Annotated in this window: 20 protein-coding genes and 1 other RNA gene; 13 read left to right on the forward strand and 8 right to left on the reverse strand. The window is 52.5% G+C overall.

What is annotated here, in order from left to right; translation table 11 throughout:
* Position 1: 1 nt before the first annotated feature.
* Both pepP and KO116_RS21190 read right to left on the reverse strand, forming a co-directional pair.
* The gene (gene pepP / locus KO116_RS21185) at positions 2 to 1342 is read right to left on the reverse strand and encodes a Xaa-Pro aminopeptidase (protein WP_035556417.1); all 1341 of its coding nucleotides are present in this window, start codon (positions 1340 to 1342) and stop codon (positions 2 to 4) included.
* Between the two features lie 20 nt (positions 1343 to 1362).
* Positions 1363 to 1941: a UPF0149 family protein gene (locus tag KO116_RS21190; protein WP_035556415.1), complete on the reverse strand. Its 579-nt coding sequence runs from the start codon at positions 1939 to 1941 to the stop codon at positions 1363 to 1365.
* Positions 1942 to 2104: 163 nt separating this feature from the next.
* Between KO116_RS21190 and KO116_RS21195 the strand changes: the two genes are divergently transcribed.
* The 3 genes from KO116_RS21195 to KO116_RS21200 all read left to right on the forward strand — a co-directional run bounded on the left by KO116_RS21195 (position 2105) and on the right by KO116_RS21200 (position 3381).
* On the forward strand, positions 2105 to 2416 hold the full coding sequence (locus KO116_RS21195) for a cell division protein ZapA (RefSeq protein ID WP_008959129.1): 312 nt from the start codon (positions 2105 to 2107) through the stop codon (positions 2414 to 2416).
* Between the two features lie 124 nt (positions 2417 to 2540).
* A non-coding RNA gene (ssrS, locus tag KO116_RS24835) (6S RNA) lies at positions 2541 to 2723 on the forward strand.
* Between the two features lie 22 nt (positions 2724 to 2745).
* Positions 2746 to 3381 carry a 5-formyltetrahydrofolate cyclo-ligase gene (locus KO116_RS21200; RefSeq protein WP_035556412.1) on the forward strand — a complete coding sequence of 212 codons (636 nt, stop codon included), beginning with the start codon at positions 2746 to 2748 and terminating at the stop codon, positions 3379 to 3381.
* A gap of 424 nt (positions 3382 to 3805) precedes the next feature.
* Here KO116_RS21200 and ilvA read toward each other — a convergent pair whose 3' ends face one another.
* Entirely contained in the window at positions 3806 to 5320 is a 1515-nt protein-coding gene (gene ilvA, locus KO116_RS21205) for a threonine ammonia-lyase, biosynthetic (RefSeq protein WP_035556410.1), read from the reverse strand.
* Positions 5321 to 5461: 141 nt separating this feature from the next.
* Between ilvA and rpiA the strand changes: the two genes are divergently transcribed.
* Positions 5462 to 6133, forward strand: coding sequence for a ribose-5-phosphate isomerase RpiA (gene rpiA, locus KO116_RS21210; RefSeq protein ID WP_035556409.1), 672 nt, complete (start codon positions 5462 to 5464; stop codon positions 6131 to 6133).
* A gap of 27 nt (positions 6134 to 6160) precedes the next feature.
* Here the strand turns inward: rpiA and waaA are convergent, their stop codons facing one another.
* The 3 genes from waaA to KO116_RS21225 are packed head-to-tail and all read right to left on the reverse strand — an operon-like array spanning position 6161 to position 9970.
* Positions 6161 to 7453 carry a lipid IV(A) 3-deoxy-D-manno-octulosonic acid transferase gene (gene waaA / locus KO116_RS21215; protein WP_035556406.1) on the reverse strand — a complete coding sequence of 431 codons (1293 nt, stop codon included), beginning with the start codon at positions 7451 to 7453 and terminating at the stop codon, positions 6161 to 6163.
* Positions 7453 to 8883, reverse strand: coding sequence for a bifunctional D-glycero-beta-D-manno-heptose-7-phosphate kinase/D-glycero-beta-D-manno-heptose 1-phosphate adenylyltransferase HldE (gene hldE / locus KO116_RS21220; protein ID WP_035556404.1), 1431 nt, complete (start codon positions 8881 to 8883; stop codon positions 7453 to 7455). The genes waaA and hldE overlap by 1 nt, the downstream gene beginning before the upstream one ends.
* On the reverse strand, positions 8873 to 9970 hold the full coding sequence (locus KO116_RS21225) for a glycosyltransferase family 9 protein (RefSeq protein ID WP_035556402.1): 1098 nt from the start codon (positions 9968 to 9970) through the stop codon (positions 8873 to 8875). Before KO116_RS21225 ends, hldE begins: the two co-directional genes overlap by 11 nt.
* Between KO116_RS21225 and KO116_RS21230 the strand changes: the two genes are divergently transcribed.
* The 9 genes from KO116_RS21230 to KO116_RS21270 all read left to right on the forward strand — a co-directional run bounded on the left by KO116_RS21230 (position 9969) and on the right by KO116_RS21270 (position 19516).
* A complete protein-coding gene (locus KO116_RS21230) occupies positions 9969 to 10688 on the forward strand; it encodes a 3-deoxy-D-manno-octulosonic acid kinase (RefSeq protein ID WP_035556400.1) in 720 nt (239 codons plus the stop codon). The two genes, KO116_RS21225 and KO116_RS21230, sit on opposite strands and share 2 nt — an antisense overlap.
* An 89-nt stretch (positions 10689 to 10777) precedes the next feature.
* Complete coding sequence (locus KO116_RS21235; protein WP_082072661.1) at positions 10778 to 12151, forward strand: O-antigen ligase family protein; 1374 nt, start codon at positions 10778 to 10780, stop codon at positions 12149 to 12151.
* The gene (locus KO116_RS24235) at positions 12148 to 13092 is read left to right on the forward strand and encodes a glycosyltransferase family 8 protein (protein ID WP_052703814.1); all 945 of its coding nucleotides are present in this window, start codon (positions 12148 to 12150) and stop codon (positions 13090 to 13092) included. Before KO116_RS21235 ends, KO116_RS24235 begins: the two co-directional genes overlap by 4 nt.
* Positions 13089 to 14243, forward strand: a complete 1155-nt coding sequence (locus KO116_RS21245) for a glycosyltransferase (RefSeq protein WP_035556396.1) — start codon at positions 13089 to 13091, stop codon at positions 14241 to 14243. Before KO116_RS24235 ends, KO116_RS21245 begins: the two co-directional genes overlap by 4 nt.
* Positions 14240 to 15022, forward strand: a complete 783-nt coding sequence (locus tag KO116_RS21250; protein WP_035556394.1) for a glycosyltransferase family 2 protein — start codon at positions 14240 to 14242, stop codon at positions 15020 to 15022. The genes KO116_RS21245 and KO116_RS21250 overlap by 4 nt, the downstream gene beginning before the upstream one ends.
* A gap of 138 nt (positions 15023 to 15160) precedes the next feature.
* Positions 15161 to 16063: a glycosyltransferase family 4 protein gene (locus KO116_RS21255; RefSeq protein WP_235272449.1), complete on the forward strand. Its 903-nt coding sequence runs from the start codon at positions 15161 to 15163 to the stop codon at positions 16061 to 16063.
* A 5-nt stretch (positions 16064 to 16068) separates the two neighbouring features.
* Positions 16069 to 17049: a glycosyl transferase family 90 gene (locus KO116_RS21260; RefSeq protein ID WP_235272451.1), complete on the forward strand. Its 981-nt coding sequence runs from the start codon at positions 16069 to 16071 to the stop codon at positions 17047 to 17049.
* A gap of 88 nt (positions 17050 to 17137) precedes the next feature.
* Positions 17138 to 17842, forward strand: coding sequence for a YrbL family protein (locus tag KO116_RS24840; RefSeq protein ID WP_082072663.1), 705 nt, complete (start codon positions 17138 to 17140; stop codon positions 17840 to 17842).
* A 30-nt stretch (positions 17843 to 17872) separates the two neighbouring features.
* Positions 17873 to 19516 carry a sulfatase-like hydrolase/transferase gene (locus KO116_RS21270; protein ID WP_035556387.1) on the forward strand — a complete coding sequence of 548 codons (1644 nt, stop codon included), beginning with the start codon at positions 17873 to 17875 and terminating at the stop codon, positions 19514 to 19516.
* On the opposite strand, the gene waaF is transcribed toward KO116_RS21270, so the two are convergent.
* Together waaF and rfaD are read right to left on the reverse strand one after the other, a co-directional pair.
* Complete coding sequence (gene waaF, locus KO116_RS21275) at positions 19513 to 20550, reverse strand: lipopolysaccharide heptosyltransferase II (protein ID WP_035556385.1); 1038 nt, start codon at positions 20548 to 20550, stop codon at positions 19513 to 19515. The genes KO116_RS21270 and waaF overlap by 4 nt on opposite strands.
* Positions 20543 to 21499, reverse strand: coding sequence for an ADP-glyceromanno-heptose 6-epimerase (gene rfaD, locus KO116_RS21280; protein WP_035556383.1), 957 nt, complete (start codon positions 21497 to 21499; stop codon positions 20543 to 20545). Before rfaD ends, waaF begins: the two co-directional genes overlap by 8 nt.
* Between the last annotated feature and the right edge of the window lie 108 nt (positions 21500 to 21607).

Below are 21607 nucleotides of genomic sequence, written 5' to 3' on the forward strand. Positions count from 1 at the left end.
GTTATTTTTTAGCCATCAAGGCCTCAATATCAGCCACCTGCTTGGGCACGTCCGCCGTCAGTACAGCATGCCCATCCTTCGTCACGACCACATTGTCTTCAATACGGATGCCAATACCATGATAGGCATCAGGAATATCGTCATCGCTGGGAATATAGAGGCCGGGCTCTACGGTGAGTACCATGCCAAGGGCAAGGGGGCGCGGCGTTTGCTCGTCCAGGCGATAGGTACCGACATCGTGCACGTCCAGCCCCAACCAATGTGACGTCGAGTGCAGATAGAAGCGTCGATAGCTTTCATCATCGATACGCGCCTGAACGTCACCTTCCAGCAGGCCAAGCTCAATCAGCCCAGCGGTTAAGTCATGCACCACGCCCTGATGAATATCCGCCAGTGTGGCACCAGGCTGGACAGCGCTAACGGCGCGCACCTGGGCGTCGAGTACAACCTGATACAGCGCCCGCTGCGCAGCGCTGAACCGCCCTGTGACCGGAAACGTACGGGTGATATCCCCGGCGTACAGCTCAAATTCGGCGCCCGCATCAATCAATACCAGACTGTCATCACACAGCGGCGCGCTGTTTTCAATATAGTGCAGTACGCAGGCATTGGCACCGCTGCCCACAATCGTGCTGTAGGCTGGGCCACTGGCGCCTTGCCAGACAAACTCATGCTCTAATTCGGCCTGGAGCTGGAATTCGCTGAGCCCAGGGCGACATACCTGCATGGCACGTCGATGAGCCCGTGCGGATATCACCGCCGCATGCCTGAGCAGGGCAATCTCGGCATCACTCTTGATCAGCCGCATGGCGTGGATCAACGGACTAATGTCCAACCAGCCCTTCAATGCTGGCCGCCCGCGCCTAAGCCCTGCCTGAGCACTGTGTAGGGCCTCTTCAGCCACGGCAACTGCCTCACCATTATCAAGGGGCAGATAGAGCAATTCGCGCCCCGTCAGCAGCTCGACCAGCTGCTCATCGCGATCCGCGTTTTCGAATGCCTGGTCAATCCCATGCTCGGCCACCACACCAGCGGCTCCCAGCCGACGCCCTGTCCACGCTTCCATGGTGGGGTCTCGATCCTGGCAGAACACAACGCTTTCGCCTTCTGCTCGCCCCGGCAGCAGCACCAGCAGCGCGTCCGGTTCGCGAATGCCGGTCAGGTAGTAAAAATCACTGTTCTGACGGAAGGCGAATTCACTGTCCCGTGAGCGGGTCATCAGCCCAGCGCCGGGGAGCACTACCGCGGCGTTATCAGGTAGCTGCGCCATCAAGGCATCACGGCGCTGGCGATACTCCGCCAGGCTAATGGCGGGGGGGCGAGGTATCATCTCGGGCAACATGGAGGCTCCTGGCTAAGTGATTAATGAACGGGGGCGTCGGTTTGCTCTACTTGCGGCATGCCTGGGTGCTGCTCGGTATACAGCAGCATGGCGGCCATACGGGCATGCTCAGTCAGCGCAAACAGATCATTTTCGTTCTCGGGGCTGTCATCAATATCGGTATCGATGCGGCCTAACCCTTCCAGGTCACTCAGTGCCTCGCGCAGCGCCTGTGACCAACGCTCACGCAACTCACTGTCAGCCACCTCGTCGACCACCTCGATAAAGCCTAGCGTCCACTCCTTCAGGCCCTGCGCCTGCTCGGCCAGTGAGAACAGCTCATCGGGCAGCAGCGGCGTATAGTCCAGGTCGCTGGCGCTGAGCGCCTCTACGGTTTGCCGCCGCCAGCCTAATAGCCGCTCGGCACTTGGCTGGTCGCGTGGCTGTTCAACACCTAAGCTCTGGCAGACTTCGTCCAACCAGTCCTCGGCACTCACATTGCGCAGCGCCAGCAGCGCGCACAAACGGCCATCCAAGAAAGCCGGAGATTGCATGCTGCCATGCAGTAGAAAAACATCGGCGACGTCAGAAAAGTCCTGACGCTCATCAATCAATGACATAGTATTTGATAACCTCGTATTTATTCGTGGCACTGGGAGTATGGGTGATAGGGCTTGCGCGTTGACCGCGCCCAAGCGCCTCTCTTATAGTGAGTGGCACCTATCTTCCTGTGCTGTGATGTTAACGCATTGGGCCCCCTGCTGGCCCGTGCTGGAGTCTTTGATGAGTAATGCCAAGCGGCCAACCAAAGAAATAACCCTGTTAGGGCGCGGCTATATCATTGCCTGCGACACGGGCGAAGAAGCCAAACTTGACCGCGCCGCGCGCTATCTTGATCGCGCCATGCAGGGTATCAATGCTCAAAGCAGCGTACTGGGTAGTGAGCGAATTGCTATCATGGCGGCCCTCAATATCACCCATGAACTGCTTGAAGCCATGGATGAACACCGCGCCGGTGAGGCGAACCTGAATCGGTTAAATGATCGCCTTGAACGGGCGTTGGCCAAAACACGCCAGCCCTCACGTCAACCCTAGACATTATTTACCTCAGACATTGTTTACCCTGAACATTGTGTAAAAGCGCTGCAAACCGCCTAAAAACTCGGCGAACGTTTAACCCAGTCCTTTGGCATTAGCCATCGCTCTGTTAGGATGGCGGGGTTCTCTGGGGTGTGCGCCAGTCGTTATAGTCCCTCGAGCCTATGCGTAATACCCAGGGGGCCAAATGCTAGCCAGACCCGTGTGCATGTCCGTGCGTCGGAAAGCCTGACGGTTTGGCTGCGGCCACCCACCTGAACCAGTAGGTTCAGGGCCAGAACGACAGCGGCACTCTGGAGAACACCCCTGCAAGAGAGAACCTATGCATGGAAAGCCTCCATCACGACGAGGATAAGCGCGCACTTCGCCGCTTTTTACGTCGCCAACGCCAAGCCCTTTCTCAGCATGAGCAGCGCCTTGCGGCCCAGCGCTTGTGTCAGTATCTGAAAACCCTGCCTGAAATCCGCCGCGCACGGCGTATAAGCCTGTACCTGCCCGTCAACGGTGAAATTGACCCGATGCCGCTGCTTCCCTGGCTGCGCAAACGTAACGTCGAGGTCTATTTACCTGTTTTACGCCCTTTCAGCACGAATACCCTCTGGTTCGTCGCCTACCGGCCCGATACCCCAATGGTAAAAAACCGCTTTGGTATTTGGGAGCCCGATTTACGCTTTAGCGCTCAGCAGCACAACCGGCTACCGGCCTGGGCGCTAGATACGCTGCTTGTGCCGCTGGTTGGCTTTGATGGTAATGCTAACCGTATGGGCATGGGGGGCGGATTTTACGACCGTAGCCTATCGTTCATGCATCGCCCCGGGCCGTCACCTACCCTGATCGGCGTCGCCCATGCCTGCCAGCAGGTGGCTTCTCTGCCTGTGGAGCCATGGGACGTGCCTTTACAAGCTGTGGTCAGTGATCAAGGCGGCGTACGCCGCCAATCAGCCGCCCACAAAAAAGGCTGACCTCTTCAAGGATCAGCCTTTCTCATCTGATATCTATTACCCGGATTAACAGTGGAACTGCCGCGGTTGTCGGAGATTAACTGCCTGACAACGCCTGTGCATAACCGGTCGCGAGCACCCCTAATGCAAACACCACCATCAACGCCATTACCATATCAGGCTTCTTACGCCGCATGCCGCTTCTCCAACACCTTTGTCGTTACCGAATGTGTGAAATCTGCCACCCTTTACTGTCACCAACAGGGTGGCAAACTTGCTTAATTTCGCTCACGACTATAGGGCGATATGACCACCACTGACAACAGCTTGAATGATGTTTTCCAGCCTTATTTCAAACATTTTAGTAACGTTATGTTACTGGCTGCTCTGGCATCTAGGGTAAGCAACCACTTACACACATCGTTTTGCTCATTACTGACCAGCACTAGGCCATGAACAGTCGATAAGCCGGATTGTCGCTCTCACGCCAATAGCGGTAACCAATAGCGTCTAAGTACTCTGCCACATGGGTTCGGTCGCCATTAGGCACTTGCATGCCCACCAGGACTCGGCCATAGGCCGCGCCATGGTTGCGATAATGAAACAGCGAAATATTCCAATCGTGGGGCAGTTGGGTCAAAAAGTTCATCAACGCGCCTGGGCGTTCGGGGAACTCAAAGCGATATACCTCCTCTTCAAAGCGCTCGCTGGGTCGACCGCCGCTCAAGTGGCGAATATGCAGCTTTGCCAACTCGTTATCGGTAAGGTCTTCCACCTGGTAGCCGCCTTCACGCAACTTATCAATCACCGCCTGGCGGTCTTCGCCACCGGGCTTGACCTGAACACCGACATAGATATGCGCTTCGCTGCTATCGGCATAACGGTAGCTGAATTCAGTCACCATCCGCTTGCCCAGGGTACGGCAAAACTTTTTAAAGCTGCCGGGCTTCTCGGCAATGGTTACCGCCAGAATTGCCTCACGTTGCTCACCCAGCTCCGTGCGCTCGGCGATGTGCTGCAGACGATCAAAGTTGGTATTGGCCCCCGAATTAATACACAACAGCGTCTCGCCTTCGGCACCAGTCTGCTGAATATATTTTTTCAGCCCCGCCAGCGAGAGCGCACCGGAGGTTTCTGCCACCGCACGGGTATCCTCAAAGATATCTTTGACCGCTGCGCACATTTCATCGGTATTGACGGTGATAACCCCGTCGATCAGATCTTTGACCAACGAAAACGGCACCTCGCCGATTTGCGCCACTGCCACCCCTTCAGCAAAAACACCGACTTGGTCGAGTATTACTCGCTCGCCTGCTTCCATGGCCGCTTTTAGGCAAGCGCTATCTTCGGCTTCGACACCGATCACTTTAATATCTGGACGCAGGTACTTCACATAAGCGGCCACACCGGCAATTAACCCACCGCCACCCACTGGCACAAAAATAGCATCCAAGCGCCCAGCGTGCTGGCGCAGAATTTCTACACCAATGGTGCCTTGGCCAGCCACTACATCAATATCGTCGAACGGTGGAATATAGGTATAACCATGCTCTTTGATCAGCTCTTGCGCATGCTCAGCAGCAGCGGCAAAGGCGTCGCCTTTGAGGATGACCTTGGCCCCACGGGCGCGTACCGCCTGGACTTTAATATCCGGGGTAATCCGCGGCATCACAATGACGGCTTTGACGCCCATGAGTTTGGCGGCCATAGCCAGCCCTTGGGCATGGTTACCCGCAGAGGCGGCAATCACGCCTTTATCTTTTTGCGCCTGGGTAAGCTGCGCCATTTTGTTATAAGCGCCACGGATTTTGAATGAAAACACCGGCTGTAGATCTTCGCGCTTAATCAAAATCTGGTTGTTGAAACGACGCGACAAAAAGGGTGCAGGGGTAATCGGGGTCTCACAAGCGGCTTCATAAACACGGGCCTGGAGGATCTTTTTGACGGTTGCTTCGAGCATGCGGGTATCCCAAGGGAAGAACGTGAACGGACAAAAGCTTTTATTGGTAGCAGATTACGCCTAGTCGCGTCTAGGTCGCTATACTAGCGCCATTAACTCTTTACTGACTCACACTAGACTGACTCACTAGGCTTACTCTTTATGAACCAGGATGAACTGAAGGCCGCCGTGGCGGATGCAGCCATTGCAGAAATTAAACCTAAGCTGGAAAAGGATACCATCTTAGGTATTGGTACTGGCTCAACAGCCAATCTGTTTATTGATCGCCTTGGACCGCTGCGCCATCTTTTTAAAGGCGCGGTGGCCAGTTCAGAAGCGAGCGCCAAGCGCCTTGAAGCCTTAGGCATTGAAGTATTTGAGCTCAACAGCGTCGGCACTGTCCCTTTTTATATTGATGGTGCAGACGAAGTAAATGCTAACTTACATATGATCAAAGGCGGTGGCGCAGCGCTCACTCGCGAAAAAATCGTGGCGGCCTGCGCCGAGCGTTTTATCTGCATTGCTGATAGCTCAAAGTACGTGCCTCAACTAGGCAACTTTCCGCTGCCGGTAGAAGTCATACCGATGGCACGCTCTTATGTCGCTCGCGAACTCGTCGCACTAGGGGCAGAACCGGTCTACCGCCAGGGAGTGGTGACCGACAACGGCAACCAGATTATCGACTGCTTTGATTTCATGATCGCAGACCCGGTGGCCATGGAAGCGCGTATCAATGCCATCGTTGGTGTGGTCACCAATGGTCTGTTTGCCGAGCGTGGTGCCGATGTTCTACTGGTGGGTACAGCGGATGGTGTAGAGCGAATGACGCGTTAATCAAAAAGCGTCAATAAAGGTGCTACGTTATCGGGGCAGCAGCGCTTCTAATCCAGTCAGCGTTCGGGCCAATGCGCCTTTTTGTGTTTCAATCGCCGCGCAGCCAGCACGCCCAGCCTGTTGGGCGTGCTCAGGGTTAGCAAAGTAGCCCGCCAAGGCGTCTGCCAACGTATCCGGGCTATCGACCAGCGTTAGCGCCCCTACTGCTTGAAGTGGCTCAGCCACGTCGGCAAAGTTCTCAATCGAGGGGCCGCTAAGCACCGGTCTGCCTAACGCCGCCGGTTCAAGCACATTATGCCCGCCCAGCGGCACTAGGCTGCCCCCTACAAAGGCCACACTGCCTGCGGCATAAAGCATGGCCAGCTCACCAAGCGTATCCCCAAGGTAGACCTGGGTTTGCGCTCTCACGGGCTGCTGTTGGCTGCGGCGGCTTAATGCCCAGCCTTCGGTTTTGCAAAGCTTGGCCGCCTCATCAAAGCGCTGGGGATGACGCGGTACCAGCACCAGCAGCGCGTCGGGGTAGCGCGCAAGCACTTGGCGGTGGGCCTCAAGCAGCAGTGCTTCTTCGCCGTCACGAGTCGAGCCCGCCACCCAGACAGGTCGCTCACCCCACGAATGAAGTAAGCGCTCACTATCTTCTATTGCTTTCTCTTGGCTGGCCAGTTCAAATTTCAGCGAGCCAACGATGCGGGTGATTTCTGTGCTACAGCCGAGGGCATTAAAGCGTTTGGCATCAGCCGATGATTTTGCGGCGAGCCAGCTAATCTCGGCAAGCAGACTGGCCATCAATGGGCGCAGGCGTTGGTAGCGTTTAAAGGCGCGGGGCGATAAGCGACCATTCACTACCGCCACAGGCACTCCCTGCTGGCGACAGGCGTGAATCAGGTTAGGCCACAGCTCGGTTTCAAATAGGATCGCGAGTTCGGGCTGAACGCTGCGCACAAAGCGTCTGGCAGCACCGGGAAAATCCAACGGTAGGAAGCGATGGGTAAGCCTTGCTTGATCACTTGGGGTTTGCTCGCTAATAAGCGCTTGGGATTGCTCAGCACCCGTCGCGGTCATGGTGGTGAGCAGCAGACTATGCGCTGGATAACGGGCTAGTAGTGCTTCAATTAATGGCCTAGCGGCGCGCACTTCTCCCACCGAGGCACAGTGCAGCCAAATGCGTGGCGCGGGAGGAAGGGGCTCAAGGCGTAATCCCAGTCGCTGAAGGCGGGAGTGAGTGGGTACTTGCTCACGCCAGATACGCCAGCCAATCAGCGGTGAAAGCGCATACAGGGCCGCTGAGTAGGCAAGCCGGGGCCAGACGGATGAAGCCATTAGCGCTCGCGGTCTAAAATGGAGCTAATCATCGCCGAGGTCGAAACACCATCTTCAAAGCCCAGTACCTTGACCCCTCCGCCATTGGCGATGACGGCCGCGCCCCCGGCGATATCCTCTGGCCGGTAATCACCGCCTTTGACCAGAATATCCGGCAACACAGCTTCAATCAGCGCCTGGGGGGTATCGTCACTAAAGGGCACTACCCAGTCGACAGCGCCCAGCCCCGCCAACACTTGCATGCGCCGGTTAAGCGGATTAATCGGACGCTTGGGCCCCTTCAGGCGGCCAATGGAGGCATCATCGTTTACCGCGACAATCAACCGATCTCCCAGGCGTTTGGCCTGCTCTAGGTAAGCGACATGGCCCGCGTGTAGAATATCGAAGCAGCCGTTAGTCATCACCACCTGCTCACCACGCAGCTGAGCGGCCCTTACAGCCTCTATCAGCACAGTAGGCTCGATTACACCAAACTCGGCTAATTTATCACCGTGTAGCGCGGTGTAGAGCTCGGCGATTGAGAGCGTGGCCGTACCCGGTTTGGCCACGACCAATCCTGCCCCCAGGTTGGCCAGCATCATAGCTTCGGGGAAGGCATGCCCTGCCGCCAATGCCAATCCCATCAGGCCAATCACCGTATCCCCTGCCCCCGTCACATCAAAGACTTCTTGAGCCCGGGTTGGCAAGTGAAGCGGCGCGTGCCCTTCGCGAATCAGGGTCATGCCTTTTTCGCTGCGCGTAATCAGCAGCGCTTCCAGCTCAAGCTCTGCACGTAGCGCTTCGCCTCTCGTGGATAGCTCCGCATCGGTTGCGCAGGCACCGACCACCGCTTCAAACTCCGTCAGGTTGGGTGTAATTAAACTCGCCCCGCGATACTTGCTGAAATCCTGCCCTTTCGGGTCGATCAGTACCCGCTTGCCCCGGGCCCTTGCATTGGCTATCAGGTTCTCTACTTGGTTCAGCGTGCCTTTGCCGTAGTCGGAAAGAATCACTACGTCGCAGTCGGGGAGCGCCTTTTCTACCTGGGCTAATAGCTCACTGGTATCGACGCTGTCCAGGCGCTGCTCGAAATCCAGACGTAGCAGTTGCTGGTTGCGACTCATCACGCGAAGCTTGGTGATCGTGGGTATTTCAGCGCTGCGCTGGAAGTAAGTGCTTACATCGGAAGCGGTCAAGCTGGCTTCGAGCAGTTTTGCGTTTTCATCATCACCGACTACACCCGCCAACACTGCGTGGCCACCTAGCGAGGTAATGTTCAACGCCACATTGGCCGCGCCGCCCGGGCGGTCTTCAACATCTTCCACGCGCACCACCGGTACGGGCGCTTCTGGAGATATGCGCGAGGTACCGCCATGCCAGTAGCGATCCAGCATGACATCGCCGACTACCAATACACGGGCATGTTCTAACGCGGTTAAGTCAATCTTCATCGGTGCTCCCTGCGCTGGCAGTCAAAGCAGTATGAGCCAGCAGCGTATCCAGTTTAGCGATAACGTCATCGGCTTTTATCAGCATCATGGCGCTTGGGTGGCGCACCCGTTGACCCCAACTCACTTCGTCTACTGACTTATGCAGATAGGTGCGCACCGCCTGAGGGTAAGCATTAACCGCAAAGTCGCGCCATAGATAGGGAGCAGCGCGCTGGGGGTTGGTCGATGCGTACAGGCCCAGTGCAGGCGTTCCCATCGCATTGGCCATATGAATAGGCCCGGTATCCGGTGCGATCACCGCTTGAGCGTGATCAATCAGGGCCAACACCCCTTTCAATGAGGTGCCGCCAATGGCGTTAATCACACTACCGGGCTGGCAAAGCGCTTCGATTTGATCGCCAATTTCCCGCTCCAGTGCACTGCCGCCACCGGTCAGCACGCTTTTGAGACCATACTGCACCCAGGCATGCTCAATGACGCTGGCATAGCCCTCCACTGACCAATTACGAAAGTTGCGCAGACGCACATTGCTGCAAGGGTTGATCACCAGGTAAGGCGCCTCACCACTGATAACCTGCGCTTCGTTGCGCGCGGTGTCGTTAACCGGCAGATTCCACTCTAACCGTTCATCCTCTACCCCCAGCACCCGGGCGAAGTCCATGAATGACTCCAGTACATGGGCATTAGGGTGCGGCGCAAGCTGGTACTGAGTAAACCAGTGCTGAGCATCTTTGGCGCGCGCCTTGTCATAGCCCACACGCACCTTGGCTTTAAGTCCAAGGGACAGCACGCTGGCACGAATGGCCTGCTGCATATGCAGCAGTACATCGAAGCGCGTATCGGCAAGTTGTCGCCATAACGCGCGCATCCCGGCTATACCGGTCGTTTTGTCGTAAACAACGAACTCGACCCCAGAAAGCCCCGCCAGTAGACTATGCTCCCCCTTGCCGATAATCCAGGTAATGCGCGCATCGGGCCACTGGCGCTGCAACGCCCGCACCGTGGGCACGAGATTGCACACGTCTCCTAGAGCGGAGAGGCGCAAAATGGCAATGTGGTTAGGCTGAACAGGCAGAGAGGGCTTCATGCGCTTAGCGGCACTCCGGCAGAAAAATGGGCTGATTTTACATGATGCAGACAGTTTATGTGACACGCCGGGAACACACCAAATGGATCCTGCTCTGTTCACTGCCGAATACTGGCGTGAACAGGGATTAATAGTGGGTGAAGCCCCAGGCCGGGGCAGCAGCCTGTTTTTACAGGTAACACCGACCGAACAGTGGGTGTTAAGGCCCTATTGCCGGGGTGGCATGGCAGCCAAGCTCAGTGAAAAACGCTACTTATGGACCGGCGCTGAGCGCACTCGAGCATTTCGCGAGCTACGATTGACTGCTGCGCTTTTCGAGCAGGGCCTGCCGGTGCCCCGTCCTGTAGCAGGCTGCGTTACCCGCTATGGGCTTACTTATGAAGCCGCGTTGATCACCGTGCGCATAACCGGTGCAAAAGCGCTGGCCGAACTGTTGGTCAACGACCAGGCCGATGAAGCGCTGTTACACCGCGTCGGAGGGATGATTCGACGCTTTCACCAAGCAGGGCTAGATCATGTCGACCTGAACGCGCGCAATATTCTCGTCGATCCCAGTGGAGCGCCATGGTTGATTGACCTTGATCGTTGCCGCCTGCGTGCGGCGGGAGAATGGCAGGAAGGTAATTTAGCTCGTCTAGAGCGCTCATTGGGTAAATTTCTGGCTAAACCAAGCAGCGTAGAATTAATGGGCCGTATTCTACAAGGTTACCGTTACTAAATATTATACTTCGTTAACTTGAAGATACATTTTATATCTATCATGAAAGATTCATCATCGAGATAGCAGCTCATTGAGACATTAAGCAGATGCAAAGAAAGCACTTATTTTTTATATGGGAAACAAAATATTTAGGAAAAACGCCTATTCCTTTAATAGCGATAGGTGTGCTCACCACATTATTTTATATATTTTCAAAACCTCATTTTGACAACTTCAGCGATCTCAATAAGGTAATGTTATCCATTACTGGCTTAGTGAGCATAATAATTTATGCCAAAGAGGTATGGAAGCATCACGTTTTCCATATGCTTTGGTGGGCTTTACTCTTAGCTGTGTGTCATTGGTTATTTTTAACGCTTACACTTCCAATTTTGGCAGATGACTACCCTAAGCTAGACCATATTGCCCGGCTGTTTTTATTTATTATTTTTGCATGGTGGCTAGGGGGCAATACACGAAATACATTAATTTTCTGGGGCATAGCTAGCGCCGCCGTTGTATTGGCACCATGGATCACGGGTGATGGTCTCGCCGATTTTCAGCGTGGCTTTCTCGGCGAACGCGTTGGGTTTGGTATTCGCAATGTGCAGCATTCAGCGATGTTTTTCGGCACCGTTCTGCTCGGTTTGCTCATTTTTCTTCCACGGTTATTATTAGCACCTTTACAACATTGGGGAAAATTAATTCTCTGGGCATTAGCATTTACGATTATTATAGCGGGTGTCATTATTTCGCAGACACGAGCCGCTTGGTTAGGAGTTATCGCTGGCTTTTCCATTGTAATTTTTCTGCTATTTATCAGATACCGAAAAAGCCTTACCAAAAAGCATCTCGCTTTAATTGCTGTTTCATCAGTATGCCTAGCGATGTTTATCATCATTAATAGTTCTTTGATCATTGAAAGAGCCACAGCTGAGCTGGACACTATTCAAGCCTTATTGAGAGGAGATTGGAGTTCAATCCCTCTATCATCCAGTGAAGTGCGCTCCAGCGTAGGCGAGCGACTGTATAGCTGGCGCGCTGCCATTGATATGATTGCACAGCGCCCCTTGCTTGGCTGGGGAGAACAAGGTGTCGAGTATTTATTTGATAATATCGAATATAATCAGGCGCACTATCAAGCTTTAAACTTTGGCCACTTACATAACCTCTACCTTGAAATCACACTGCAGTATGGTTTGGTGGGCTTAGCCGCTTACGCCTACTTACTGATATGGTTTATAGCAAACTCATGGTTTGCATGGAAACGTGGCGACATGCCCGGTGATGTACTCCTTTTTCTTTATGCCTTTTTATGTTTTTGGAGTGTTATCAATCTTTTTGAATCCTATTTGATATTTTGGACAGGTGTATTCTTATTTAACGTTGTCATGGCTGGCTGCCTAACTCATATATGGAAACCCACATTGCGAGCCAACCGGTCAAAGGCTATTACCAACATCGAAAGGGATCTCCCATGATTACTGTTGTCCTGTGCTCCGATGAAGGGTATGTCGACAAGGCAGCCGCCGTGATGGCATCCACTATTTGCCATAGTGAGACGCCAGAAGCGCTGCATTTTTATTTATTAGGATACAACTTATCAGCCAATACTCATCAACAGCTGTACCAATGGTTTTCCTCACTACCTGCATCGCTAACCGTCATTGAAGCAGAAAACAATAGCTGGCCAGAGCTAGCTTTCGGCCGTTTTGGCCCTGCCGCCATGCTGCGTTTAGGCATGCACAACTGGCTACCGATGAGCTGCCGGAAAGTCATCTATTTAGACTGCGATCTTGTGGTACTAGATGATATTGCCAATCTGTTGTCATTCGACATGCAAAATGCTCCTTTAGCCTGTGTGGCCAACTTACAAGGAACAGATCAGAGCCGAATGGGGCTTGATTACCGGAACTATTTTAATTCAGGCGTGCTGGTGGTGGATTTAGCGGGTTGGAAAGCTCGCAACGTGCTAGACCAAGTAGAGCAGCTACTAAAGCAACATGATTACACGCTGGACTACCCCGATCAGGATGCATTGAACGTCATTTTTCTGGACTGGCATCGGCTGCCCATGCGCTGGAACATGCAGCCCTATGCTTATGCAGCGGTAGAAAAAAGCGTGGCTCATTATGCTGATTGGCAAGAGGAGCTAGACCATGCAACCCGCCACCCTGCAATTATTCATTTTATTGGTTCAAGAAAACTCTGGCATGCCAACAGTCGCCACCCGCTTGCTGACCTGTACCGCCATTACCACTCGTTAACGCCTTGGCAACCTTCGATCAGATACCCTAGCCCCTCCCTACAGCAGCGCCTAAAGCATGCGCTATCGTGGTTCAAGAACCGTCGCCGTCGCCAGCGACTAAAGTTCGTCCCTGTCATGCAACTTCCGTCACATAAAAAGGATTCGCCTACATGAAGGTATTAATTGTCGTGCGTACTTTAAAAATTGGCGGCATGGAGCGAGTCGCGGTAAACCTTGCGGATGCCTTTGCCGAGCACGGCCATGAAAGCCACCTAATGTACTTCAAGCCCCGCCCTCCTCAACTTGAACCAGGCAACAAAAAGGTAAACATTCACCACTTCGCTCTTTCTCGGGCCATGTGGATGTCAGGGATAGGGGGCACGATCGAGATTGCCGCACGCCTGCTGAATAGCGTGGTACGAAAAAGCTATTTTCTACTGTCAGGCTGGTGGGGCGGAAAGCTTTTTCGTCGTGAGATACGAAAGCTAGAGCGCCAATATGGCACTTTTGACCGCATTATTTTTCGCGGCATTGGCACCTTTGAGACGGTATGGTCCTTCAAAGATCCCCGCGCCTGTTACGTCTTGGAAAATATAGTTAAAACCTCTTCTGGACATGCTCCCTGGCTGGAGCGACTCAAGGCACGTTGCTTGTTTCATGACAAACACTTGATAACCGTCTCGCATGGCGTCGAAAAGCAGATTGCCACGGCCATGCAGGCACTGAAGGTGCAGCCACTATCGCTGCGTACGATCACCAATCCATGCCCCATAGCGACTATCCAAAGTGCCATGCACGAAGACACTCCCGAACGGCCCACCACCCCTTATTTACTTAACGTCGCCCGTTTGGTACCGCAGAAGAACCACCACCTGCTGCTGCGCGCATATGCCAAGATGCAAACTCAGCTACCACTGGTCATTGTCGGTGAGGGACCATTACGCAGCGAGCTGGAGGCGCTAGTCGCTGAGCTGGGTATTGCTGAACGCGTTACGTTTGTCGGCCGCCAATTAAACCCCTACCCTTGGATGCATCATGCACGACTCTTTATCTTGAGTTCTGCGCATGAAGGCTTGGGCATCGTGCTGCTGGAAGCGCTGGCCTGCCAAACGCCTATTGTCTCGGTCGATTGCCCAGGCGGGGTACGTGATATTATGAGCGGTGAGCTGGAAGCTTATCTGTGTGAAATGACACCAGAGGCTTTAGCAGCCCGTGTCGATGCTGTTCTTGAAGCTGACGGCTACGCGATTGATGAGCGTTGGCTGGAAAGCTTTTCCCCAGCACAAATTACTTCTGCCTTTTTGCAAGAGATGACTGCTTCATGATTTCGGCCAATATTATTACCTTTAACGAAGAAGCCAATATTGCCGACTGCATTGCGTCAGTTCGCCAAGTATGTGGCGACATCGTGGTGGTAGATTCAGGAAGCCAGGATCAAACCACTACTATTGCTCGCGAGCTAGGCGCCAGGGTGGTTCAACAGGCCTACCTCGGTGATGGCATCCAAAAAAATATTGCACTTGAGCATGTAGAGCACGACTGGGTGCTCAGCCTGGACGCCGATGAACGTTTAACAACAGAAATGGTCGCAGCCATTCGTCAGCTTGACCTTGCTGCCACCGAGCATGATGCGTTTGCCTTTCGTCGGCGCAACATGATCGGTTCGCGCTGGATCAGGGTCTGTGGCTGGTATCCCGATTACTGTATTCGCCTCTACAACCGACAACATGCACGCTTTGCGGACGTTAAGCAGCACGCTAGCGTAGTAGCCGCAAATCCCAAAAGAATCAACGCCGATATTGTGCACCACTCGTTCGAAAACCTGGGGCAGTTATTTGCGAAGCCAGGACGCAATTTCAGTGGTCGTGCCGCGAAGATTATGTTCCAGAAAGGGAAGCGCGCCAATGCATTTTCACCGTTTGTCCATGGCCTGAATGCCTTTGTACGCAAATATATATTTCAGCGAGGCTTCATGGGTGGGGTCGATGGCCTGAGCGTTGCAATCAGCGCGGGACTCAATAGCTACTTGAAGTACGCCAAGCTACTCGAATACCAGCGTGATCCTAAAGTGCTTGAAGCAGAAGACTTTAATAAGGTTTGGTGATCTATGCATGTTACTCATGTAAATCTGGCACGAGGCTTTCGCGGTGGCGAGCGCCAGACTGAGATATTAATCGAGACGTTGGCAGCGCAGCCTTCGAGTCACGTTACACAGACACTGGTTTGCCGACAGGACTCTCCCATGCGTCAGCACCTGCTCGACGTAAAGGGGCTCCGTTTTCATTCAGCCAATCATCAGCTGGCTGGGCACTATCGATTAGGTGATACCCAGCTTGTTCACGCTCATGATGCAAAAGGTGTTCATTGGGCTTACTTACACTATCGCCTAACAGGCACACCCTATTTAATTACTCGACGCGTTGATTCGCCTGTCAAACGTAAGTGGTTTAACCAGCAATGTTATTCTCATGCCTCCTCACGAGTTGCTCTTTCTCACGTGATAAAGCGTCTTCTGGAAGCAAATCAGTGGGGCGATGTTAACTTAATAGCAAGTGCTTACTCTCGGCTAGCGTCTTCACCTGAAGCCACTCGTATTTTTCGCGAGGATTTTGCCAATAAATTTTTGGTAGGCCACGCAGGGGCCGTGGTTGATCGCCATAAAGGTCAGCGGTTATTACTGCAGGCGGCGCAGAAACTTGAGCGACAAGCGCCTGATATACAGTTCATTTTTTTAGGTGACGGCGAAGACGCTGAAACGCTTAAAGCAGAGTCATCTTCGCTTGGCAACGTGTCCTGGATGGGATTTAAAAATAACATTGCCGATTATTTGGCTGGCTTGGATGTGTTTGCGTTTCCTTCACGCAATGAAGGCTTGGGCTCCGTTTTGTTGGATGTAATGCAGTTAGGTATTCCTGTCATCGCTACTGACGTTGGCGGTATACCCGATATCGTTCAGCATGAGCAGACGGGGTTACTCATACCAGACAATGATGCAAATGCATTAGCCAGCAGTATTATGCGATTAAGAGACGACGCCGCTCTTCAGCAGCAGTTAGTTCATGGAGCCACTGAGCGTTTAGATCAATACAGTCCTCAGTCAATGACAGCATCATATTGGCATCTCTATCAAACAATCGTGAGTTAATGGTTATGCTTGTTGCGAAAGCACATAAGAACCTTCACAAGCTGGTTTTTTATGTTCAACATACTGCTCATCGCCTGATCCCCACTGCTTTATTACAGTGGCAACGGAAACGCTTATTACATTCACTAAAGCGCTTATCGAAAGAAGAGCAGAAAAAAATACTTTATCGCGTTAATTACTGTAATAGCCTCGATAACTACACTGAACTACCTGATCAGGTAATAAGTTTATCTAATTTTAAGCGTGAAAAAAGCGGAACTTACTACTTGGACCTGCTGAGCGTATTACGTTACTTTTCGCCCGAGCTGAAGTTCTGCTATCTCTTCGGCGATGTAACAACGGTACCAAGCGTGGCTACCTTGGTAAAAAGTCGCCCTATTAACCAGCCTAATCAAAACTCGGTATTACTTAAGCTAAATCGCGTACGTCACTACTATACGGTCAAAGACCCTATCCCCTATGATGATAAGCTTGATTTTGTCGTGTGGCGGGGGGCTTGCCACCAAGAGCATCGACGCCAATTCGTGCGGGACTTTTATGATCACCCTTTATGCAACGTGGGTGACATTCACAAAAATGCTCTGGGTCAGCCTTGGCATCGACAGTTCATGTCGGTGCAGGAGCAACTGAAATATAAATTCGTGCTCAGTATAGAAGGTAAGGATGTTGCCACAAACCTTAAATGGATAATGGCCTCTAATTCCCTCTGCTTGATGAGACGGCCGCGCTTTGAAACATGGTTTATGGAGGGCACTCTGTTACCCGGCTATCACTATGTTGAGCTCAAGGAGGACTACTCGGATCTTGAGGAGAAAGTCATCTATTACCAAGAAAACCCCGACGCCGCCAAAAGGATTATTGCCAATGCAAACTGCTACTTTTCTCAATTCATGAATACAGAACGGGAACGCTTAATTAGCCTATTGGTTATGCAGAAATATTTTGAGTATACCCAACAATCTTTCAATAGTTGTCGTTTTAACTAACACTTTTGTTGTCTTGCTGTAGACAATTACGCCACTTAATTTTTTGGACCTCAAGCTAGCAACACAAATTACACGCAAAGGATAATGCATGTTTTTTTCGTACAAAAGTATAGTCAAGAAAATTGAATGCAGTGAAAAGCTAATTTTAAACGATACTGATATTTTATCTTATGGCAATAAACGTATTTGCTACTACCATGCAAAAAATTCCTCAAAAATAATTAAAATTTCTCGGGATCCAAAGCATTGGAAAGAAGGCCATAGGCAAAGCCTAACAGAATGGCATGTATCAGATAAAGTTAAATCAGCAAAAGGAGCATGCCCAATAAGTCTTTGTCATCATTGGATAAATACGAATAAAGGACCTGGCTTATTGGTAGATAGGATTAGCGATGATAAAGGTGAATCGCGAACGTTAAGAAATCTTTTATTTAAAAGAGAGCTCACCGTTAAAAAAGCGATTGACTTAGTGGAAGAAACGATCCAAATTTTCTCTACTTTTGGAGTTCCTGCATCAGATTTTAATATTGATAATTTCATTCTAGACGGCGCTTATGATGAATATAGAATTATTATGGTTGACGGGTTCTCACCCAAAAAAACAAATTTTAAAACATTCTTACTGCTCAACAGCAGTATATTAGCAAACCTTTACGCTAAACGTAAATGGAGATTAATAAAAGATAAATTCACCTACTGTGCACAAAAAGTTTATGCTGGTGATTATAATTTTGCCGCAGCCATGCCTCTGAGTGATACCTCAAACTGTGATGGTCTCAAAGCTAACCAATGAAATGAATTTGCCTGAAAAAGTAGGTTACATATGGATCCTCGTGCTATTCGAAAAATAGCAATCATCACTATCGGCCTTTGTCTGGGCTATACCGTCACGGTACTAACCCGCCTGCCTTGGTGGACGCTATTTTTTGTGGCGGCCGTATGGATTGGAGTGGGCTTAAAGCTGCGCTGGGGCCAGCCTGCCAATGCCCGTTATCGAAAAATGTGGCCCTGGTCGCTGTTGCCGCTAAGCCTGTGGGGCGTTTACGTCTACTTGGCAGATAGCTTCGGCATTGTCGATCTGGGTGCGGTGTTTTTTCATCTCCAGGCTGGCATGGCCGAGCACGGCGGCGCCGGTAAAATGCTTACCGCAGTGCTTTATACGCTGATCATGATTGGCGTGCTGGCATCCGTCACGTGGTTATCGCGTCATGACCAGCGCTGGCGGTTAGCCGAGCGCTTTTTCGCTATTTTGTTATTGGCAAGCAACCCGCTGCTTTTTGGCCTGGGCCAACGCAGCGCAGCTATTGTTACCGACGATGGTGCCTGGCTGGATCGCCGCTATAAGCCCCCCCCCGCTGAAGCGCTTAGAGACGCCCCGAACTTACTTCTCTTGTATCTAGAAAGCATCGAGCGTACCTATGCTAACGATATATTCGAGGATGCCTATGCCAATCTCAACGCACTGGGTGAGCGAGGCGCGGTCTTTGAAGGTGTCCGCCAAATGGATAACACCGGTTGGACAATGGCGGGGATGATTGCCAGCCAATGTGGCGTACCTTTAATGCCAGCCGGCCTCCTTCACGACAGCCAGTTTGACCCTCTCTCGAAGGTCGTTCCCGGCGTTGATTGCCTTGGCGATATACTCGCTGCGCAGGGCTACCAGCTCAGCTACTTGGGCGGTGCCAGCACTCAGTTTGCAGGTAAAGGGCTGTTCTACCGCGGCCATCAATTCAACACCGTAAAAGGGCGTGAAGAGTTAGAGCCACAGCTGACAGATCCAGAATATGTAAACAGTTGGGGGCTTTATGACGACACTCTTTATGACATTACCGCCGACGAAATACGGCGACTGAACAAAGAGAATAACGGCCCATGGGGCGTGGTATCTCTTAATTTAGCAGGCCATGCGCCCAATGGTTACCCCTCTCAATCCTGTGTAGAACAACAGGGCGAATTTGACGGGCAGGATATTCTTTACTCCGTAGAGTGCTCAACGTGGCTGGCCCGAGATTTAATTGAGCGTTTGGAGTCAGAGGGGCTTCTCGACAACACGTTGGTTGTGGTTCTCAGCGACCACCTCACCATGCGGGTGTCGGTGTGGGATCAATTGACGGCATTAGACCGAGACAACACGCTTATCATGCTGGGCGATGATATTCAGCCACAGCGTATTCGCCGTGATGCCACCATGCTGGATGTTTTCCCTACGTTGTTAGATGCGCTGGGCTTTCGCTTGGAAGGCCAGCGTGCGGGGCTGGGCACGTCATTATTTAGTGATCAGCGTACGCTGGTGGAAGCACACGGTATCGAAGTACTCAATGAGCGCTTACAGGAAGAGACAGCGCTGCAGCACCGTCTCTGGGAAGGTATCTCACCCCAGCGCCGTGAGCCCGACACGCCCTCTTCTCAAGAGCAAACCGTAGAGACACCCGCTGACCGAGCCGATGAAGTGGAGCTTATCCATTAGCTATCACGCTTCTCCCGTTGATGAGCCGCGTTAATCTGTTCATAGACCTGATCAACACTCAGTTGGTTAAGACAGTTGGTATGTCCCAATGGACACGTGCGCTGAAAGCAGGGAGAGCAAGAGAGCGCCAGATAGTGAATCACCGCATTATCGGTCAACGGCGGCGTGTAGGCGGGCGATGAAGAGCCATATAGCGCATGGATGCGAACGCCTACCGCTGCGGCCACATGCATCAAGCCCGAGTCATTGGTGACCACTTGCCGGCAGTCAGCCAGCAAGTCAACGGCATCGGCCAACTGTGTTTTGCCGCACAGATTATGGGCATGGGCAAGCCCCTGCGTTATTTCCTCTCCTGCTGGGTGATCCTTGGCGCCGCCCAACACCCGCACTTCAAAACCTTCGTTTACCAAGCGTTTTGCTAACGTATGAAAGTAACTGATCGGCCACTGCTTGGCGGGGCCGTATTCAGCGCCCGGCATCATGCCAATCGCCGTGCGTGATGAAAGTGAATGCGTCAGGCGTAAATTAACCAGATTATCGCGATCAATCTGCAGCCGCGGCTTGGGCAATACAAAGTCGCCGCTGTTCGCTTCTTCAAGGGGCAACCCCAGCGAAACAAAGCGCTTTACGGTTTGATCCAGCACCTGCTTATCGAGCTTACGGCGCTCCTTGAGAAGACCGTAGCGATGCTCGCCCATAAACCCGACACGCTCGGGAATGCGTGCCATAAAGGGCACCAGCGCGGCCTTCCAAGAACGCGGCAATACAATCGCGCGATCGAATCGCCCCCGTAGGCGGCTGGCGAGTTCGCGGCGGCTGGCCAAACCAAATTCACCATGACCAACCGCCAGCGGCAACACCTCATCCACCTCGGGCATGCGTTCCAGAATAGGCTGCGACCACGCGGGCGCGACCACCCCTATCGTCGCGCCTGGCTGGCGGGCTTTTAAAGTCATAAACAGGCTTTGTGCCATGACCATATCACCGACCCACGAAGGGCCAATCACCAGCAAGCGCTGAGCTGAGTTAGCCATTTAGCCACCCCAAGTAGGCCTTAACCCCTTGAGCAACGGTTTTAAACTCCACATCGCAGCCACTGGCACGTAGCTGGTTAATGTCAGCCCGGGTATAGCTCTGATAGCGCCCTTTCAACTCTTCAGGGAAGGCAATGTAATCGATCTCGCCTTTACCATAGAAGTCGATAACGGCTTCACCAATCGCTTTGAAAGGCTCTGCACGCCCAGTACCAAGATTGAAAATGCCCGACTGGTTAGGATGATCCAGAAACCAGAGATTCACATCGACCACATCACCGACATAAACGAAGTCGCGGCTCTGCATACCCGCCTCATAACCGCCATAGGCGCCGAACAGCTTCAGGGTTTCGCCGTTACGAATTTGCAGATGATTGTGATACGCCACGCTGGCCATTTTGCCTTTGTGCTGTTCCCGGGGGCCGTAGACATTGAAGTAACGAAAGCCCACCACTTGTGTGGTCAATTCGCTCCACCGCACACGCACGTGCTGATCGAACAGCAGTTTGGAATAGCCGTAAACATTGAGTGGCTTTTCGCACTCCGGTACCTCTTTGAAAACCTCGCTGCCGCCATAGGTCGCCGCCGATGACGCGTACAGGAAGGGAATACCCTGCTGCTCGCAGTAGTTAAGCAGCACTTTGGAGTACTCGAAGTTATTTTCCATCATGTAATGGCCATCCCACTCGGTGGTATCCGAGCAGGCGCCTTCGTGGAAAATGGCGTCAATGGTAGGCAAGTCGACGCTTTCCCCTTTCAGGGCAGCTTTTACCCTGGCAAGGAAGTCATCTTTATCCAGATAATCCGCCAGCGTGCAGTCGGCCAGGTTGACGAATTTAGTGCCATCGCGCAGATCATCGACCACCATTACATCGTTTCGGTCACGGGCATTCAGTGCTTTCACTATGTTGGCCCCGATAAAACCGGCACCGCCTGTTACCACAATCATGCTGTTCTCCTTACTTAAAGCGGCTTGTTGGCATACGTGCCTATAACCCATCTGCCTAGGATTGTATACTTGACGCCTTATGAATTCATGGCCAACGGTGCTTTCCGC

It is taken from the genome of Halomonas sp. KO116 (assembly GCF_000734975.2).
In the GTDB taxonomy this organism is placed as follows: domain Bacteria; phylum Pseudomonadota; class Gammaproteobacteria; order Pseudomonadales; family Halomonadaceae; genus Vreelandella; species Vreelandella glaciei.